Raw genomic sequence first — 20782 nt, 5'->3', positions numbered from 1 at the left:
TATCACGTTTTATTTTGTATATCATTTTAAACCTTAAAGAACCATTAAATTCTACATTTAAAATGGAGAATAGCGATAGATTAAAACCCTACTATAGAATACATCGTGATAAAGTCCAATGATTAATTCTCTTTTTATTCTTCATACAAGCACACAATATAGCTGTTTTTTAACGGAAGGAAGAAAAAAAAAGAAAAAAACAGGACGTTCGTCATTTTTTTAGACCCTCAGTTCCCTTTCTGAAATTATATCGCATTAAACTAAAACCAAGTCCTTATATTACACCTTTAGAGGATAGAACTAAAAATGAACTAGTGATGACAGAAAATAAGAGACCGTTGATTTTTGTGTCTAATGACGATGGAATTACAGCAAAGGGCATTAGTCACTTAGTGAATTTAATGCAGCAATTGGGAGATGTATTAGTGGTAGCTCCTAATAGTCCGCAATCGGGAATGGGACATGCTATCACAATTAATGATCCACTAAGATATTACAAATCGAATATTTGGGGTGAAGAAGTAGAGGCATATGAATGTTCGGGAACTCCAGCAGACTGTGTGAAGTTGGCTAAAAACTATCTGAATGAAGGGAGAGTACCTGATTTGGTGGTAAGTGGTATTAATCATGGTTCGAATGCATCTGTGAGTGTTTTATATTCTGGTACGATGTCAGCTGCCATTGAAGCTTCGATAGAAGGTTTGCCTTCGATTGGTTTCTCACTTTGTGATTATAGTCATGATGCTGATTTTAGCCATACTGATGATTTCATTTTGGAGATTTGTAGAAATGTTTTAGAAAAAGGACTTCCAGAAGGCATCACTCTAAATGTCAATTTTCCTCCAAAATCTGAAGAGGAAATCAAAGGGATAAAATACTGTAGACAATCTGTAGCCAAATGGCAAGAAGCATTTGACCAACGACAAGATCCATATAATCGAGAATATTTATGGTTGACGGGTAAATTTGTGTGTGAAGACAAAGGAGAAGGAACAGATATTCATGCGATCGATAATAATTATGTATCTGTTGTACCTGTCACCTATGACATGACAGCCTATAAAGCACTCAAAGAAATTGAAGAAAATTGGTCGTCGAAGGGATAGAGTTCTAAATGTTTGTTAAGCTGTAAACCTGTGACAATACAATTTTAAATGCTCAAAAAGACAATTTGATTAGCGGAAGATTTTTTTTTGAAAAAAAATGAAATTTTTTCGCTTCGAAAAACATTTATTTATCAAGATGTTAGCCTCTCTGACGCCTAGGAGAGGCTTTTTTTATGCAACACAGTGTTTGATTTATCCAAATAAACCTGCTATGTTTGCATCGCTTTTAAGGAAAGCACCTACGAAAAGTAAGCCTGGGTGGCGGAACTGGTAGACGCGCTGGATTCAAAATCCAGTGGTAGCAATACCGTGCGGGTTCGATTCCCGCCCCAGGTACTACCTTAAAAAAGTAAAGACAAACGGTCTTTGCAAATGCTTTGGTGGCGGAACTGGTAGACGCGCTGGATTCAAAATCCAGTGGTAGCAATACCGTGCGGGTTCGATTCCCGCCCGAAGTACAACCCTTTATTGATTACATTAGAGATTTTTGCCTGGGTGGCGGAACTGGTAGACGCGCTGGATTCAAAATCCAGTGGTAGTAATACCGTGCGGGTTCGATTCCCGCCCCAGGTACAAAACAACTCTAAAGTTACTTTAAAGCCATATTATCACCTTGCTCGGGTGGCGGAACTGGTAGACGCGCTGGATTCAAAATCCAGTGGTAGCAATACCGTGCGGGTTCGATTCCCGCCCCGAGTACCACTTAGCTCCAAAATGCCTCTAAAATGGCGATTTGGGGCTTTTTTTGTTATCTAAAGTCAGTTTTTCGATGAAATCTTCGATGAAAACGTCCTAAAATTAGCATAAAACAGCGTACTCCTAACCGTACTCTTTTTGCCTGTTTTTTTTTAAATATAACACAAAATCCCCTCCTTACATTACATTATCAATGATATTTCTTTAATGTATAAAATATACCTTTTGGTATGTACGGCAAAACAATTACAACTTTTATTCCCAATACAGAGGAAAGCTCTGTAGTCATCAAGACTGTTAGCAACTCTATTATCAGAGCAGTAGGACTACCTCGTAACCTTATCGAAAAGTACAAAGACAGAATTGATTTAAAACGGGCATGTCTTTACTTCTTGTTTGGTAACGATGAGAAAACCCTAGAACCATCTGTCTATATAGGAGAGGCAGGTAATGCCTTTGAACGACTCCAACGGCATGAAAATAGTGCAAAGTTTGAATGGAGCCATGCTCTAGTCATTTCTTCCAGCACAGAAGGACAACTTTTGTCTACAGCTACAAAATACCTTGAAAATCATTCTTATATGGTCGCAAAGACTATTGGCAGGTATAAAGTTTACAACTCTGTCACACCTCCCAAACCTATGGTACCTGAAAGCTTGGAGGCAAGTTTGTTGGAGAGCTTTGAGATCATTAGGCTTGTCATGGAGGAGTCTGGCTATAACCTTTTCAAGCCCCTTATCGAAATCGATAGCAAGCTCCTTTATATCAATAGGAAAGGAATTAAAGCAACAGGTGAATACACCAGTGAAGGCTTTGTTGTACTACGTGGATCTGAAGCAAGTATTGAAATAAAGCCATGCCTCTATCATTCTATCGTTCTGCTAAGAGAAAAACTCTTGGAAACAGGGGTTATGATACGTAAAGAAGGAATATACGTTTTTGAGAAAGATCACCTGTTTCCCACACCGTCTTCAGCTGCTGAAACTGTTCTTGGGGTTGTGGCGTCTGGATGGACAGAGTGGAAAGATGAAGGTGGACGAACTCTTAAGGTACTTTGGAAGAACGGAGACAAATAACAATCGAGCCACTACGTATATTACATATGAAGTGGCTATGATTTACTGGAGCTCAAGCGACCTGACTCGAGGTCAAGACTTTTATATCAGATCTCTTGAACACAATAGTCTCTTTATGGGTATATGCTCGGATAGTCCCTGCCTCGATATACGAGTTTAGCTTTGTTTCAGAAAGGTCTGGTACTATCGAAAACAGCTCATCAATGCCAAGCCATTTCTTATTCTTATTAAGTTCTTCTAAGTAAGCCTTAAGTTCTTCTGTAGAATAAAATCTCACTCCTGTGAATGTATAAACTCGGATTCTTTGATCATTGACAGCTGCTTTAAGCTCTTGCTTAGTTACTTCACCTTTGTCAAGTATTTGCTTTTCAGAAGTGATTTCGAAGATTTGATCTTCTCCTGTAACAGCCTTAAACACCTCTGACAAATCGAAGTAATCCTTGCCTTGAAAGCGATGGCTTGGGATTTCGTCCTTGTTCATGCGTCGGTATATAGACATTTGTGACAGTCCAAGCAGTAGTTGTATGTCTTTGATTTTGTACAATCGACTACAAGGATAAGGGCGCTGATCTCTAAAGACACTCTCACAGATATCTTCTTTTACATAGAGATGGGCAGCACCTAGAGAAGTCGCTTTGATGACTCCCTCTTTTCTCCATTTGATTACTGTATTGCGTTGTACACCCAGCAATTCATACAATTCTTTCTCGTTAAGAACTGTGATAGCTTCTCCTACCCTTGAAGGAAACAAGTGTTTAAGAACTTCATTCAGGTCATAGAACCGAGAGCGCTCAAAAGTATACATAGGAATAAGCCCTTTATTACTGTAGTATTTCACTCTATGAGGAGGTAGTTTGAGTCGCTCTGCAATTGTGTCTTTGTCAACATATTGCTGACACTCTTTTCGTCGTTTCTTACCGAGAATTGCATCAAGAGTATTCTCTTTGTTGAAATAGTAATAGTCTCCTCTTTGGATAGCTTTGACAAGCCTTTTGTCTCGCCATGATTTCAGAGTCGGCATACTAATCCCCAAAATGGAGCACAGCTCACTTCCAGTAATGAGTTTGTTAGGTACTAGATTTATTTGGTTTGTCTCAGAGGTTTTTATCTCTTTCATACTGTTTTAAGTTGATACAGTATGGAATAGATAGGTTAAAGCAATTAAAAAAGGCAGGGTAAAAGAAATTTCAAAAAAAATGGAACTCCGTATCGAAGCTCCATTCACGACTTAATATAAGGTGACTCTTGTGCAGTGATTTTTTAGACTTTCACGGTCAATATTGATATACTTTTGTAATGTTTTCAAGCTTTTATGTTTAGTGATTTTCTGAATTTGTGGAAGTGTCAAAAACTCTGATGCTAACGATACTCCTGTTCGACGTGCACTATGGCATGAAATGACTTCATATTTGTATTTATAGATGCCTATTTCCCTATTTCCTATTCGCTTAGAGACAAAAACCTTTTCATTGATCCCTGCCATCTCACATATTTTCTTGATCTCTTTGTTCAAGTATCCATCGGCATATTCTGGAAGAGTATAATTGTATTTTTCAAGAATGTGTTTAGCCCTGTGATCAAACAGATTTAAAGGGACGTAGGCAATACCGTATACTTTCCCACATTGTGCAGCCCAAGTAGTCCCGTTATTCATTATCTGATCGGGAGAATAGTCTTTATATGACTGGTAACGTTGCAGTGTAAAGCATAAAAAGCAAAACACATCTCTAACCGGCTCTAAGTGAGGGAAAGCAGAAAGGTCTATTTCATACAGTCTCAATAGCTCTTTTTTATTTAGAGCTATTGTATCTCCCTCTGATTCAGGAAGCTTTCCGATCTTAGTAAAGTCAAATCTTTTTTGGTAATAGCCTCTATCGGATGCCCAATTCAAAAACGCTTTCAAGTTCTTGAGATGGTTGTTAATAGATGAATTCATGAGTTGACTATCTATGAGAAAGTTAATAACCTGATCAAACCAAGGTAAGGTGATTTGTGAGAAGATAATATTGGTTTCTTTCTCTGCTTCAAACTCTTTTAGTTTTGAAAAAAGGTCTTCATATCCTTTTATAGTGTTTCGGGAATATATCTTACCTTTGATGTCAAGGAAGGCTTCACATACTTGAAAGAAGTCTTGTTTACTTTTGATTTGGGTAGAGCTTAAGTTAAACACTTTCCCCTTATTCTTCTTGTGAGCAATAAATTTTGCTTTTGCCTTGAAGGTATCCCAGTCAATCAAATTTGCTTCGAGTTCTTTTATATAAATATCCTCAATATCATCTTTTCGAAGATCGAGGTGCGAGTTAATGACTCGTGCATCTTCTGCTCTACGTCTTGCAATTTGATTTTCTGCATCCCAATTTTTTGGATGTATTTTATAACCTGTTGCACAAGAGAATTGCTTACCTCTACCTTTGTATACTGTCATACAAACATAATCCTTCCCTTTTTTATCCTCTTTTTTGCCTAGTTGAAAGTAAATTGAAATAGCCATTGTTTTAGCGATTTTAAATTATGAAAATGTTCATCGCTATGGAATAGATACCTTTCAACGAAAGAAAAAGGTGAGAAGGAAAAAAATATCAATTAAATAGACACTAACACTTTTAACCTATTGATTAGAACAAAACAAGGCAATCAAGTAGGTACTGATATTCCAAGACTGGCAGATAGAATGCGGAAAGATAAATTGTCATACGACATACCGAGTCAATCAAACCGTACTCCCAACAAGTTAAGCCATATACCCAGACAGGTGTGTAAATACACCATTAATGTGATAAAATAATTTTTTTAAAATTTAATTCATTTGAATATCAGTTAATTAGCGTTGTTTTTATCTTTTTTTTTTGGTAAGGGTTTTTCATTTGAGTCAAGGTTTCTACTCCCTACATATGAAACATAACATTACAAAACTACAATCCGCTACGAAGATCGAAGCGATTGTCTTCGACTCTGAATTCTATAAAAACATCAATATTGCAGGAGCCTATCAATTTAGCTCTGGTGACTACAAAACCTTTGAAGGTGCTATTCAGATTGGTCAGTGGGTAGAATATCTTGCAAGCCTTGACACCATGCCTTTTCTAGTCGGGCATAATGTAATTGTTGATGTCACGACCTTAATGATCAATTACGTTCACTACAAGCAAGGTAAGACATTGACGGGGGAATTCATCAATGACTTTCAGCTCAACCCAGAGGCATTCAAGGAGTTTGAGTGCAACCTTTCAGACCTGTCTACCTTTTTTGAACAGACTCGAACTAAAACAGGTACACGCTACCGCCTCAAACGTGAATTTGGCTTTTGTGCCAACATGACTCAACCTAAAGCACAGCAACTAGCTAGGTTACTGAAGTACCTACAAACTGAAAAAACAGCTCTTCATGTCTTCAAGAAAATATGTTCGCATGCAATAGAAGCCTCTGGGGAGGGCAAACGCATGATGGACAATTCGGGTACTTTTGCAACCCTTAAACACTTTGCTGATAGTATCGGGCAGGGCTATATCGACATTCCTGCGTTTGACAAGGACGTAGAGACGGAAGATGAGCGCACAACTCTGCTTGATTACTTGAAGAAGGATGTCTTGGTAACTGTTGAAATGTTCAAGAAGTATACCCTGCCGAAGTTGCAAGGACACGAACAATTGCTTCTCGATCAAGGGAAGTCATATCAACTCAGTACCCTGCTATCGATTAACTCTGTAATTAATAAGCTCTTTCCCACCGAGGCGAACGCTGTTGGAGTAAAGGTTGGTAGTTACTCTATAACGGACATAAAAGTTCCTGGTACAGACCTTATCTCTGCCGACCTAAAAGCTTTCTTCGAGGGGAGCACTGCCGAAAGTATCGTTCAAAGCATGGAAGCTAAAATGAAATTCAGCACAGGCAAATCGGACGAATTTCTTTACTCGATCAAGGGGGTTGAGCACAAGTTCAAGCGAGGAGGTTTACATGCTGAAGAGAAGGGCTTGTTTGTGAGTGACGATGAATGGCAGATCGTTGATATCGACTTTGGTTCATTTTACCCTTTACTGATAGCCAATTTTATACCGATGGTATTTGGCAAAACGTCTCATTTCTCTACGGATATACTCAAGCAGTTGATTGCAGATCGACTAGATGCTAAGGCGAAAGCTAAACAAGCGAAAAAGGCGGGCAATATTGAAGAGGAAGAGAAATGGGCACAGCAAGCTCAACTCAAAAAGATCGTCATCAACAGCTTGTTTGGTTTGACGAATGCTGAATATTCGTCACTGTGTGTGCCTAAAGGTAACTTGATGACCTGCTTAACGGGACAATATTTCATTACGGCTCTTATCTACTATGTCAACAGTTTGCTGGAAGGGGAAATGAAGCTTCTACAGACGAACACTGATGGTATTACAATCATGTGTAAGCGAGGAGCACTAGACTTTGAGAAATTCACATCCGAGGCTGGGAAGGCGTACAGTATACCTCTTGAGATTACAGAGTATGAGATGATGCATGTGATCAATGTCAACAATTACTTTGCTGTGGAATCCGTGGGGGATGATAAACGCATTAAAGCGAAGGGCATTTGGCAAACAAAAGACCCTTATCGCTCACAATTCCCTGCCCCTGTCTTAGAGTTGATTCGTGAGAATATTCAACTTTCATCAGAAGAGTTAGAGCTGTTGTTAAGCTCAAAGGCAGGGCTCTGGACATATTCGGGAACTTATCCAACTCTCTCACAAGGGAGTGGAAGAAAGTTTAAGTACAGCAACAAGTCGCAGAATATCAATGCGACTCATACAGCAGATGATACACTTGCTAAGGCAGAAACGTTTTTGAATGCAAAGGTGCTTAACAGACTATTTGATACCCAGAAACCTCTTAATTTTGACTACAAGAACCTCACACCTTATCAAGAGCTTGTTGATGCAAATATCATCACGTCGACAGAGTTCCCACTAGAACTCATTGCGAATTATTCTGGCGGTCAGCAGAAGAAAATATACAATTTAAAAGGGATGGGATACGGAATCGATGAAATACATGAGACGTACGAGTCGAACAGAAGCATGTATGGTTATTCACTACCTGTAGAAGAAGGAAAATCCGTCTGGTTAGATTTTGACTGTACCCATCCTGACGATCTTCCAAAAGACCTACGAAAACTCTTTGAAAAGCATTTTCACGTATACAGTGAAGAAAACAGAGCAAAGGGACGCATGAGGGTTTTAGCAACAATGCCTTCACCTTATCATATTGAGGTCAAGGAAATAGAAGAAGATATGTCAGAGGATGTTAGGCAAACACTTTCTATTACAGAACTCCCTGCTCAAGGAGTGCTCTGCCTCAGTGGTTATAATACGGTACAGAAAAAAGTACTGAAATTGACCAAGCCCAACATCAAAAAGCTTTCCCCATATTTCACCTTTACACCGCTTGACTCTACCTGTCCAAGTAGCGTAAAAACGACTAATAGTGATGCAGGAACTAAGATAGGAAGTCTATTAGTAGGCGCAGACCTCAAGGGGTTGAAGTGGTCACACAATACCGAAACGCAACGCCTTTATCTCATTCTTGACGATGGTACAGAAACTGTAGATATGTTAAGTGGCAGGGTATACAGTAAAAAGCACACGGCAAAACAAATTCTTGACAAGGGTAAAGTATCTGTCCTAGGTGAATACGAATACTTCAAAATGCACTTCCATACAGAAACAGGTGATGGCTACTCTTCTGATATCGTACACAGAATCTCTGAGGAGACTTATCTTCAAGTACAACAAATAGTTTTGCAAGTAAAGCAGGCACTAGCAAAGTCTGCCCTACAGGTGTATGCAAACAAAACGCTTGAGATCAAAAGACAGATACAGCCTGACACAACGCTTGAAGCACCAACAGGCTCAGGTAAAACGTATGCTTCAGGTAGTGCTTTACTGGAATGGGCTTTACGAGGTGAAGTCTCTGTATTGTTTGTTCATTCGAAAGAGACAATACATTCGGTCTACAAAGACATGATTCGTGCGAGTATAGATGCCTTATCCTCAGAGTATCAAGTGAAGATTGACCCAAAATCGGTACAAAGTACCATGGCTGAACTCGGTGTTATCAAGTTCATGGCAACTTCAGACATCAGCATGCTTGAAAATGCAAAGCTAGTGATCACTACGCATGCCTACTTATCGGAGTCTTTTCTACCGAAGTATGTGTCTAGGCTGAATGCCTTTCAATCAATAATTGAACACTCAATTGTGGACGAAGAGCACCTCTTCAACCGCTATGAGGTTGTACAGCTCGAACATGCGTATGAATTCAATAAACTGCACAACACCTTCTCGATATGCAAATCTGATGATTTCAAAAGGCTTTCAGCTATTACGGATGCCGAATACGCAAAGCTTACACATACAATACCGTCATCAGAAGGTGAAAGCAACGAAGACGAAGAGCAAGAGGAGGTGAAATGTCACTTTACAGAGCAATTGTCTTTCTGCTTTCAAAGTTTCTCGTACCGAGATCAAACCCGTGACACCTTCAAACCCGAAGTGCTTACAAAATTCAATGACAGACTTGACAGAAAATACCTGTTCGACGAGTGTATCGAACTCACCCCTGCCGAAGCATGGCAGGGTATGACCAACGACACACAAATGCTGGATGTGTACTCTGCCACATGGAGACATGAAGGCTATGAAAAGTTCAAGCAAGCCTATCTTCAAAGTATGGGGAGCGAAGACGCTTTATACGAGGAGTTTTATGAAATCCTTTATAATCACATCTCGGCAGGGAAAGTGCTATTTTTTAAGCCTTTCTACTATAATAAGCCTGTATTGGACGAAGAAACTCAAGAATTCAAAAGAGGACAACTTCAACGATCAATTGAGAAGGGGAATGGGTTATGGCATATCGCTCTCAAAAAGGATAGCACGCTTTTCGACAAAAGCACCCGATTAAGTGCAACGCCTGTACCTGATCGAGAGATCACACGGCTGGAAACAAAGGTAACCTCCATAGATCAGCTACTGATCAACTTCAAAGAGACAGGAGATCACCGAACACTACTTGCACCCAAGAATATTTGTCAAAAGTCAACAGAGTGCAATGACACGCTGTTTATATGCGCACGAAAGCACATGATTGAAAAAGTCGATGGGTTCAATGGCTATATCCTTTCAGATGTATCTGATAAATTGATTACAGCAGAAAGTGTAATTGAAGATGTTAATCATTCGGGTAATTTGCTGACCTATATTAACTCAAGTACCGCACTCGTGGGCAGGAATTACAATGAGACACTCACTCTCACATTAAACATCTCAGACCTCACGGAAAGCCTTGTGGGATGTCTTGAAAAGGGGATTCAACACCCTCATAAGGCGAAGGCAGGGATGTTAAAACAGATAATTGGGCGTATTATGCGAAGCAGTGATACTACAGAGCGTATGGGGGGTAAGATCGTCAAGGAACTAGTTTTTGAAGGGATGGCACAATTGAGATTTCGCCCCGAACTAAGGCTGGTATTGAGCGAAATACTTGAATCTATAAAAGACACGGTTGGGGAAGACAAGATACTTATGCGTCAAAACGGTAGAAAGATTTTGACAGAGTTCAGCTTTGAGTTGAGTAGTCTGCATAAGGAACACAATGTGGCATTGTCAGACCTTCGAGAAAACCTCGTTGGCGGTTACATAAATCAGAATGATTTTGAAAAAAGAGTGAAGGAATTGCAAAAAACTTTTGAAAAAAAGAAAAAACCTATCACTGAAACCTATCGAAAATGGATCAGTGCTTACCTACCATGCAACGATTTTGAAAAAAATGAAGATTGTGTGTTGGCGCTGTTGAACGAACACAACAAAAAATAGAAAAATCGAGGAAATAGATGTCGTTTTCCTATTAAGTAAGATGACATTCTATTTCCTTGTTTTTGGCAATTTTTCAAACCCTGCCTTAGATGAATCCTAATTGAAGAAAATACACTTTCCTCAAAACGACAATTATTTCCGAATGAGACTCGATCTTTAATAATGTGAAAATTTTCAAAATTTTTACACTCTCAGGGCATATATAGGACACTTTTTGAAATCGGGGAGCTTATAGAGTCATAGAATGATATAAACCCCTTTTCTGATTAGACTTAACATTTAATAAATACTTTGATAATGCACTTATTTCATATCTGTACTAATCTATATTAAGCTTTATAGTGGGCTATTGAAAGTTTATTACAAGCATAGTTAATACAGTAAATTCGTCATACTATTTACCGTTTTGAGACGATTACATCACATATATTTAAAGGTATAAAAGAGAACGTCTTGTATTTACAAAATTCGTATAAAGTGGAGAATGTAAACCGGACTTTGAACAAGTCAACGGTCTGCTATTTCTACAATCTTATCCAGAATGATTTCAACAAGCTGATATCTATCCTCATATTTACTTTTTTCAAAAAAAAAGAATTTAGGACTCGGGGTAGTTTTTCTTTGAAAAAGGAATAACAAACATCATTGAAGTAATATGTAATGACTTCTAATTAACAAATTGATATTTTTTTCTCCGAATTTGAAAAGATACTTCTAATTAAGGAGTATGGGAGATAAAAAAAAGGAGTTATAGGATTTTATGATGCTTTTTTGAAAGAATTTCTCAGTTAAGCCATTATTAATAAAGTTGTAAATTAAGACTTGAATTGAAATAAATAGATCTATACTAAAAAATATAGAATCATTTTTCTATTCTGCTTCTAAAAAATTGTTAGGCAAGAATGGAAAGGTTTTACGAAAAACTTTAGAGTACATGAATAAAAAAACTTGGAGACATATATCTATGTTCTTGCTTTTAGGTTCTTCTTTTCATTTCTAACAAACTATCCATGATATTCTGATGATAAAAAAACTATCAGTTGTAATAAAACTTAAAGTGTACGTGATATTAAAAATTATTTCCTTTTAGAAGTAAAACTTGTATTCTTAAACTGCTTTAAGAAATCTTTATTCCTTGCCTTAAATTGTTTTAAGAAACCTTTATTCCTTGCTTTACTTCCCTTAAGGAAGTCTTTTAGTAATTTTTCTTCTTCAATTGATAGAGTCCTTTTCTCTACTACAAACGTTACACCATCTGGCTCTTTTATATATCCCATTGTTTCATTATTGTTTATTGTAGTATTCATTTAACACGATCATTCCTTTTTAAAGTTCTAAATCAATTAGTTTGGCTAATCTTAGGTAATGATGATTTAGTGTCAATGAACTTAAAATAAACATATAATACGAGAACTTTAATAAAAGCGACATCTAATAATTATGAGGCAAATGAACATCTTGAGATTTTTATTAAGTATTCTACTTTACTAGTACCTAATTGATTATGTTTAACTAAGATATTTTTTTCAATGAAATCAAATATCCAATCTTTATGATTTTATTCTATATGGCTGAAATGAACATGTATACTTATATCCAGAGTGATGAGCAGTATTATTCATACTGTAATAAATTAGAAAGGTTAGTTACAATAGAGGCTGAAGGAGGAGAGGTTGACTTCATTGAGATTGATTTTTTAACATTGCTAATTCAAAATTATGATGAACGTACATCATCTATCAAGCCAGGTAATATACACCCTGTTGAATTAATTAAGTACCTAATGGAATGTCATGAAATGTCAATAAGGATACTCGCAGATAAAATGAATGTTCATAATAGTACCGTCAGTAAAGTTCTTAACCATAAACTGGATATATCTCCAAAAAATGCAGAGAAACTAAGTTCAATTTTTGCATTAAAACCTGAGGTATTTATTTTCTTTGATAAGAACAAAGGTTAGAAGGCTTTACCTGAAAAGAATATGTTGAATTTCTAAACACACAAAGTCTTTAAGGAATTGAATATAGTCAAACTGTAACTCATTCTCTTAAAATGTATTGAAGCTTGATATATGCTTTCAATCATGTTGGGATATGATGAAGTGTTTTAAATATTCAGTTGTTATAATTCATAAAATGATATAGATATGAGTCTAAATGATAGATACTTTTATTTATGCTACACTAAAAGAATCCATGAATATGTAAAGATAGATTCTTATAAAAATTGGGAGAAAGGTCAAGCCAAAGAAAACTACCAAAAAATAGAAGAGTTTTATCTTGATGAACTTAAAATTAATCATTCGAAACTTCATGAACTAAGAGAGTATTTTAAGCTATATGATGATCTGTATAGAAAATACAGAAATGGGAATGTTGAAAGAAAGAAACTTTTCGATAATTATAACGAACTACTTGTATGGTATGATGAGCAAGAGGGCTGTTGTCATTATTGCCAAATATCTCAGGATGAATTATATAAAATTGTATCAATTAGAGATGGAAATATGACTCTCAATCAAAAATCAAAACGTTCAAAAGGAACTTTAGAGATAGAAAAACTTGATCCTAATGAAGGTTATACTTTTGAAAATTCAGTTTTAGCATGTCCCTTTTGTAATAACGCTAAAAGTAACTTGATTTCTGAAAAAGACTGGAGGGAATTTTTTGCTCCAAAGATGAGAGAATATTTGAATTCTATTTTGATAGATAAAAGTGAATAAAGAACCTAATAAGGTGTTTCTATCTAAATAAAGATATACAGATTTACGTTTTAATGAACAGTGTCTTGAATTAATATTTTATTAGAAAAGGATTCTATTGGGTCCGTTTTAATTAAAGCTTCAAATGATTCCTAGCACAAAGGTTATATGCCTATTCTCTTGATGAAGAGAAGTTTATTAAATTTCGTAATAAGTGTGATGGTATGAGCGTTAGGTCCTAGTTCATTTTAAGCTAGTATAGGAATTATGGATTAGTCTTTTATGATATATAATTGTAGTAGGACATCTATTTTATAAACTTAATACTAATTCATAAAGACACAGGATAGAGCGTTTTTTATATTATAGTTGCGATAAAAGAAGTTAGTGTATTGAAATTTCTCAAATTTTACTTAATTTGACATCACACTATAAAATGTGAATTTTTTATCATGAAAACTATTATTACGATATTTTTATTATCACTACCATTGTGTCTAGTTGCTCAACAAAGAAAAAAAGGGGATTTATATTTAATTAATGAGGCAGGGGCAGCCTACACCAGTTATCACGGGGACTACCCTTATGAAGTTACCTATCAGGAGTTTATAGCCGTGCCAAGTTTTAGTATATATGAAAGCCAAGGCATCAGCCCACAATTACACCTGGGAGTCTATTACCATCTGACCCCTCGTAGTGCTGTCACCGCAGGTATTGGAAATTCTCCAGTTCATTTTGATACTGAGGCAGGATTTGATTTCAAACGTACATTGATTAACATGTATCATTTTTCAGCGGGATATCGACACCTTCTTAAGTCTGAAGGTAAATTCATTCCCTATTTAGAAACGGAGTTTTACTTTCAGTCTGTTTCTCATTTACTCTCCAGAGCTAAAGGTTCAGGAAGTTCGATACAACCTGAAATTGGAGTGATCATTGATGTCTCTAATAAAATGAATATCATCTTGAATGGATATTACCGTTATGCGGTATCATTCTATCATATCGATCAGCTTGATTATACTCTCAGGCCCTATGCTTATGGGTTGAATGTTGGTGTGGAATTCAAAATTGGTGAATCTTTAGAAATCTTGAAATAGATACGATGAAAGGCTACCACAATGGTAGCCTTTTAGTATTTAAAAGATGTAATTAAATAGGATGATATAGTTTTCTTATGTGTTATAAGGCATTAAAAGACTAGTAGATACTAATCAATGATACTATTTTCTAAAAGAAATAGGCAAAACTTCATTATAATAGTATTAAATAAATTCTTTTCCTTTATGTCACCTTGTTAGTTTGATTCCCTGCCTTTGTGTTTTATTCCTCTTAAATGTTTTATTGTTTGGATTTTCTATTTTTATCCTTGCTGTTTAAGTGTTTTGTCGTGAGTTCTGTTATCGACAATAGACGACATTAAGTGACAATAAATGACAATAGACGACAATAGACGACATTAAGTGACAATAAATGACAATAGACGACATTTATTTACTTCTTAATTGTTTGTAGCATTTTGTTTAATTTATCAACCTTTAAAGAATGACTTTAGGAATGCATTTGTATCAATATTCGTTTTAGTTATGGCTTATATTAAATTGTTGTAGGAATGGAATTGAAATTAGTTTCTATACATCTAATAGTGAGAGTTTTATTTATATTTATAAAAGCATTTAATTCTATACTATGATTATATCAAATGATTTTAAATCAAAATTGCCAAATATGGCAAAAGATTCTCAAGTCTTTAATTTCATTTCTGAGTTTCCTGAAGAACAAGAAAGTCTACTATATTTATTTGAAATTAGCGGATGGTCAAAAACAGATCTTTCAGAGTTACTGAACATTAGTACTTCAGAGTTGAACAATTATCTTAACAAGAAAAGAACTTTTAAATCTGATATTCAGGAGAGGGTTGTTTATTTGATTGGTTTAGTAAATCAAGGACATCGAGTTTTTGCTTCTGTAGAAGGGTTCAATAAATGGCTTAAAAAAGATAATGTCTACTTAGATTGGAATTCTCCTTATGAGATGGCTAAGAGACTTAGTAGTATTGCTTTAGTCTGTAATATGCTTAATAGTTTAGAGTTTGGTGATCTATCATAATCACCTTAAGAAAAGTTATTCTTAGCATTCTCTTTTATACAAAAACACTGAGCAAAGCGTACTGATAAAAGTATTCTATTTAATTTTTATCCCTACTATTCAGTCTTTTAAATTAAAATTTAGTTTGTGTTCTTTAATTCAAGGGATTTAACTTACTCTAGTAGGGCTTTATTATTGGTAATAATATTATGTAGAACTTAGTAAAGTTACATTGTCTTTAGTATTGGCAATTTATCTGAGTTGGGCAAGTCATAATATCATACTGGTCAAAATTACATGGTCAACTTATTTTAGTCGGTCATCATTCCTAAAAATCAAAATACCATTCTGGTAAAGATTACATATACTTCCAAATAGACCAAATAGCAAGGTTTAGAAGGTCAGAATACCATTCTGGTAAAGATTACATCAGAAGAAAGTGAGAACTATGTAGAGTCTACTACGTCAGAATACCATTCTGGTAAAGATTACATAGAAGCCGACGAAATGGAAAAGAAAATCTATTCCCAGTCAGAATACCATTCTGGTAAAGATTACATTTTCTTACCCCACTTCTGTGCCCATTCACTATCCGTGTCAGAATACCATTCTGGTAAAGATTACATAAGAGGAAGAGCTAACAACAGTGCAGTTTTCATAAGGTCAGAATACCATTCTGGTAAAGATTACATTCCAAATATTCAAAACATGCCTTGGTTATATCATCAGTCAGAATACCATTCTGGTAAAGATTACATCAATCAACGCTGGGGACATTTGAAGTCTTTTCACAAGTCAGAATACCATTCTGGTAAAGATTACATACAACGTCATAACCACTTGTCGCAGAAATAAAATAGTCAGAATACCATTCTGGTAAAGATTACATTTTATATGTCACACTTTGAACAATAGACATATCAAAGTCAGAATACCATTCTGGTAAAGATTACATGCAAATGTCAAAATTGATAAAATGCAAAGTCAATAGTCAGAATACCATTCTGGTAAAGATTACATTCCAACCCACCACGATGCCGCAGACATGTTATAACAGTCAGAATACCATTCTGGTAAAGATTACATACATGACAAAACTAGATGTCATGGAAATGCCCGAGTCAGAATACCATTCTGGTAAAGATTACATGCCTCTATATATATTACCGTATGAGAATTTAATTAAGTCAGAATACCATTCTGGTAAAGATTACATAAGACTAATGAAAGGTATTACACTTCCATTAATCAGGTCAGAATACCATTCTGGTAAAGATTACATCGTATTGGGGATTGGACATGAGCCATTTATGGAAGCGTCAGAATACCATTCTGGTAAAGATTACATCTAAAGGGCTTACTAGCAAAACAGCCCTCTTTCGTTGTCAGAATACCATTCTGGTAAAGATTACATTTCCATAAAAAGCGAATGACAAGAAATGGCAATCATGTCAGAATACCATTCTGGTAAAGATTACATGAAGAGCATTGCGCACTCATTATCGAGACAGAACAGTCAGAATACCATTCTGGTAAAGATTACATTTGCTTTCTTCTTACTGCTGCTTTAGGAGCTGCTTTGTCAGAATACCATTCTGGTAAAGATTACATACCGTAGAAGTATTATCCGTCTCACCGTTATAAACGTCAGAATACCATTCTGGTAAAGATTACATTAGCGAGGATGCACCTTTTCAAATTACTAGATTTCAGTCAGAATACCATTCTGGTAAAGATTACATGCTTTTTTCAACATTGTAAGGCTTCAAATTTACAAGTCAGAATACCATTCTGGTAAAGATTACATTTCGGGCAGGGAGCTTGTAAGGCAGTTGGAGGCAAGTCAGAATACCATTCTGGTAAAGATTACATTCTACAAACGGGCAAGTGCCTGTCGATGATCAAGGTTCAGAATACCATTCTGGTAAAGATTACATTCACCTGCAATTAGATAAACATATGGGGAAAGATTCGTCAGAATACCATTCTGGTAAAGATTACATCACAAATTAAATATACTTTTTTACCACTCCGAATTATGTCAGAATACCATTCTGGTAAAGATTACATGATGGAAAGGATTTTATAGCGGTGTTAGATCTCTGTCAGAATACCATTCTGGTAAAGATTACATAATGCAATTAATATAAATGCATCGTGGATTAACGCGTCAGAATACCATTCTGGTAAAGATTACATATCTTTCGGGTAATGAGATTGTATTCATTCGTAGGGGTCAGAATACCATTCTGGTAAAGATTACATAGCACTCGCAAGGTTCAACTCATGAGGCAGGGCAGGTCAGAATACCATTCTGGTAAAGATTACATCTAAAGGGCTTACTAGCAAAACAGCCCTCTTTCGTTGTCAGAATACCATTCTGGTAAAGATTACATTTCCATAAAAAGCGAATGACAAGAAATGGCAATCATGTCAGAATACCATTCTGGTAAAGATTACATAATAGCGAATCTATTGCAGGTCTTCAGGGGCTTATTAGTCAGAATACCATTCTGGTAAAGATTACATAAGAGTTCTAAACCCATATTCCTCAAGCATAGGCTCGTCAGAATACCATTCTGGTAAAGATTACATCTTAGATACTATTTCTATTGTATCCATGTTTAGTGAGTCAGAATACCATTCTGGTAAAGATTACATCCAATTGGGGTTCTTGATTTACGGTTGATAAACAAGTCAGAATACCATTCTGGTAAAGATTACATGTTTAAACTTCAGATCAGCAAGACAATTCAATTATCGTCAGAATACCATTCTGGTAAAGATTACATTACAGAAGAAAGTGAGAACTATGTAGAGTCTACAACGTCAGAATACCATTCTGGTAAAGATTACATCAAGTTTCAAGGATTACATTCTCTTTGATATATTCAGTCAGAATACCATTCTGGTAAAGATTACATGCAAAGGAGAACACTAACATCTGGTCAAGAGGTACGTCAGAATACCATTCTGGTAAAGATTACATGCCGTTACTTCAAAACTTCACATGGAAGGAAGTATCGTCAGAATACCATTCTGGTAAAGATTACATGACAAATTCAACGACTTTGGGGAAAAGGATAAGAAGTCAGAATACCATTCTGGTAAAGATTACATAAGTTCTCGCGTACCGATTCCATATAGATGTCAAGGTCATAACACCATTCTGGTAAAAAAATAAGATGTCAAAGAACGTTTAGGTAAATGATTACCAAAACTAGAAAATAACAGAGAGGCCATCACTTCCTTGAACTCCGATAATATTTAGCCTCTTTTCTGTAAAAAACGGAGCTAAACCTTCTAGTTTTTCCAATAACTCTTCTTGTTTGTCATAGAAACTATCGATACCCTCATTTCCATTTTCGATATTTTTGAGTGCTCCCAAAAATAATTGTTTACGCATTCGTTGATTGCTTTTGTGTTTCCTTTCAAAGAAGCGATTCTGCATAGCTCCTACTGAAGGAATCGTATCAGATTCATACAATAACTCATTGTCTTGTTTCTCCCTAAGACCTTCTACAACAAACAAGTCCCTTCCATCAGGAGCCTGTCCTTCCAAGATGTCTGTAATAGCTTTGTTGCGTAAGACCCATTCTTTTGAATAGCTAAAGATTTGCCCGTTTCGCTCCATATCTTTGATCGAAATATGAAGACTTGATCCCCTAAAAGAGAGGTAAGAATCAAGATACTTTTCCCACCATTCTTGCCATTGTCTTGCATACCCTCCCTTTCCTAGATGAACAATAGAAGCATTTATAATTTGAAAAAACTTGAACTGCCCTCTTTGAATATCAGGCATATCCATTTCAATAATACGGTTACGGATATACTCTCTAGTATCATAATTATAGCGCCCCGCATTGTGATAAACCGCATAGAGATATTGCCCCATAAACGGACTGATCTTATTAGTATAAAATTCAGGTTTCTGAAGTACACTCTTTACGGTCTTTGTAAAGGAGTTATAGCCCCATTCTTCTTGCACTGAAAAGAGCTTTTTCAGCTTATTGAATTGTTTTTTTTCTTCTCTCTGTTTCAAGAAAAAGATGACTATTTTCCCTTTCATCTCCCCTCTTGCCGTTCTACCAAAACGTTGCAAGAAACTTCTGTAATCAAAACCCGATTGCATGATGGTATAATCCACCCCAAAGTTTGCCCCGACCTCTGATTTACTAGTCGAGAAAATAATGTCCGCCTGCTGATAACCCTCATCGAAATAACCGGAAACCTCGCTCAGCCTGTGGGTGTTTTGCCAACTAGGCTTATATTGAAAATACAGACGCTGTATATCTACCAATGAGTTTAGAATTAATAAGGAACGGATATCTTGTTCCTTCTGGGCTTTCAGCTCTTCTTCTTTATATGTCAAAACCTCTCCCACAGAATCGGACAAGACAAATTCTATGGTCAATTCTCCATGAATACAACGTGATTCTTCTGGAGATTGCGTAACGGTTTCTTCCAATCTTGTGAAGACTGCAGGAAGCTTCGCTTCCATTGTTGGCGAAGACGATAGGCATTCAGAGATACTTTGGTAACGGTAATTTCGCTCTGTCAGAAAATGTGTAATTTCTTCTTCAGGGGTTGCCGTCACAAAAAAGAATCGAGCCGAATCATTGATAAAACATTCTCTCAACTCAATCATTGTGAAAATGGATGCGATCTGTTCCTCACGGTACAGGTGAAATTCATCATAAATGATATACTGAAAATTCTTTAGGAAATGCCAATAAGTATTTCCTCCTGATAGTTTACTGTCCTTGAAGATATGCTTATCATACCCCCCCAGCATAGCATAATTGAGAATATCAGGGTTAGTAATCATGATATCTGCCGTTTCTGCCATTTCACTAATTGCCTGCCAACGTTTGTAACTTCCTTTAGCTTCCATCTTATCCAAAGTTTCTTTTGTCGCCTTGACTATTTTGAGTTCTGTGAACATCGCAGAAAAAGCCTCATACAGCTCATCAATCAGAACATTCGTAGGCAATACAAGCAGTGCTTTTCTTTGTACTTGTCTTTCTTGTTTGGCTTTCAGAGTCGGAAAGGCAAAGGCATAGGATTTACCTGTTCCTGTCGGGGCTATTACTTCTGTAATAAGAGGTAATTTGTCAAAATCGTCTCTCATAACACGCTGTATCTCGTGCATTCTCCCTTCAAATTCGGGGGAGTCAGGACGCTTGAACAAGGCGGTTTGTTGTACTTGTTGTACATATTGAGGCGGTATGGTAATTTGAAATTGCTCCATGTTTTTATTGCCAATTTTTAGAT

The 20782-nt window shown here is 36.2% G+C and carries 11 protein-coding genes, 4 tRNA genes and 1 CRISPR repeat array; of the genes, 11 read left to right on the top strand and 4 right to left on the bottom strand.

The window, feature by feature from the left end; genetic code table 11:
• Positions 1 to 317: 317 nt before the first annotated feature.
• From surE to BC781_RS01105, 6 genes are all read left to right on the top strand, one after another.
• A complete protein-coding gene (gene surE, locus BC781_RS01130; protein ID WP_109615410.1) occupies positions 318 to 1106 on the top strand; it encodes a 5'/3'-nucleotidase SurE in 789 nt (262 codons plus the stop codon).
• A gap of 252 nt (positions 1107 to 1358) precedes the next feature.
• Positions 1359 to 1442, top strand: a tRNA-Leu gene (locus BC781_RS01125).
• A 38-nt stretch (positions 1443 to 1480) separates the two neighbouring features.
• A tRNA-Leu gene (locus BC781_RS01120) sits at positions 1481 to 1564 on the top strand.
• Positions 1565 to 1595: 31 nt separating this feature from the next.
• Positions 1596 to 1679 (top strand) — tRNA-Leu (locus BC781_RS01115).
• 42 nt (positions 1680 to 1721) lie between these two features.
• Positions 1722 to 1808 (top strand) — tRNA-Leu (locus BC781_RS01110).
• A 224-nt stretch (positions 1809 to 2032) separates the two neighbouring features.
• Positions 2033 to 2878: a GIY-YIG nuclease family protein gene (locus tag BC781_RS01105; RefSeq protein ID WP_109615409.1), complete on the top strand. Its 846-nt coding sequence runs from the start codon at positions 2033 to 2035 to the stop codon at positions 2876 to 2878.
• Positions 2879 to 2930: 52 nt separating this feature from the next.
• On the opposite strand, the gene BC781_RS01100 is transcribed toward BC781_RS01105, so the two are convergent.
• Positions 2931 to 3995 carry a helix-turn-helix domain-containing protein gene (locus BC781_RS01100; protein WP_109615408.1) on the bottom strand — a complete coding sequence of 355 codons (1065 nt, stop codon included), beginning with the start codon at positions 3993 to 3995 and terminating at the stop codon, positions 2931 to 2933.
• Positions 3996 to 4106: 111 nt separating this feature from the next.
• Positions 4107 to 5369 (bottom strand): phage integrase SAM-like domain-containing protein, encoded by a 1263-nt coding sequence (locus BC781_RS01095; RefSeq protein WP_109615407.1) that lies wholly within the window; start codon positions 5367 to 5369, stop codon positions 4107 to 4109.
• 400 nt (positions 5370 to 5769) lie between these two features.
• On the opposite strand from BC781_RS01095, the gene BC781_RS01090 reads away from it, so the two are divergent.
• Entirely contained in the window at positions 5770 to 10716 is a 4947-nt protein-coding gene (locus BC781_RS01090; protein ID WP_109615406.1) for a DEAD/DEAH box helicase, read from the top strand.
• Positions 10717 to 11792: 1076 nt separating this feature from the next.
• On the opposite strand, the gene BC781_RS01085 is transcribed toward BC781_RS01090, so the two are convergent.
• Positions 11793 to 11993 carry a hypothetical protein gene (locus BC781_RS01085; protein WP_211323657.1) on the bottom strand — a complete coding sequence of 67 codons (201 nt, stop codon included), beginning with the start codon at positions 11991 to 11993 and terminating at the stop codon, positions 11793 to 11795.
• A gap of 290 nt (positions 11994 to 12283) precedes the next feature.
• Between BC781_RS01085 and BC781_RS01080 the strand changes: the two genes are divergently transcribed.
• From BC781_RS01080 to BC781_RS01065, 4 genes are all read left to right on the top strand, one after another.
• Positions 12284 to 12679, top strand: coding sequence for a helix-turn-helix domain-containing protein (locus BC781_RS01080; RefSeq protein ID WP_109615404.1), 396 nt, complete (start codon positions 12284 to 12286; stop codon positions 12677 to 12679).
• A 186-nt stretch (positions 12680 to 12865) separates the two neighbouring features.
• Complete coding sequence (locus BC781_RS01075; RefSeq protein ID WP_109615403.1) at positions 12866 to 13441, top strand: hypothetical protein; 576 nt, start codon at positions 12866 to 12868, stop codon at positions 13439 to 13441.
• 431 nt (positions 13442 to 13872) lie between these two features.
• Positions 13873 to 14520: a hypothetical protein gene (locus BC781_RS01070; protein ID WP_146201590.1), complete on the top strand. Its 648-nt coding sequence runs from the start codon at positions 13873 to 13875 to the stop codon at positions 14518 to 14520.
• A 628-nt stretch (positions 14521 to 15148) separates the two neighbouring features.
• Positions 15149 to 15529 carry an MbcA/ParS/Xre antitoxin family protein gene (locus BC781_RS01065; RefSeq protein ID WP_158281361.1) on the top strand — a complete coding sequence of 127 codons (381 nt, stop codon included), beginning with the start codon at positions 15149 to 15151 and terminating at the stop codon, positions 15527 to 15529.
• Between the two features lie 248 nt (positions 15530 to 15777).
• Positions 15778 to 18628: direct repeats of the CRISPR family, unit length 30 nt; unit sequence GTCAGAATACCATTCTGGTAAAGATTACAT.
• 100 nt (positions 18629 to 18728) lie between these two features.
• Here BC781_RS01065 and cas3 read toward each other — a convergent pair.
• On the bottom strand, positions 18729 to 20759 hold the full coding sequence (gene cas3, locus BC781_RS01060) for a type I-D CRISPR-associated helicase Cas3' (protein WP_109615400.1): 2031 nt from the start codon (positions 20757 to 20759) through the stop codon (positions 18729 to 18731).
• Between the last annotated feature and the right edge of the window lie 23 nt (positions 20760 to 20782).

Origin of the sequence: Sediminitomix flava (assembly GCF_003149185.1) — a bacterium.
GTDB lineage: Bacteria > Bacteroidota > Bacteroidia > Cytophagales > Flammeovirgaceae > Sediminitomix > Sediminitomix flava.
Note: the sequence above shows the minus strand (reverse complement) of the source record. Positions and strands in the feature narration are given on the sequence as shown.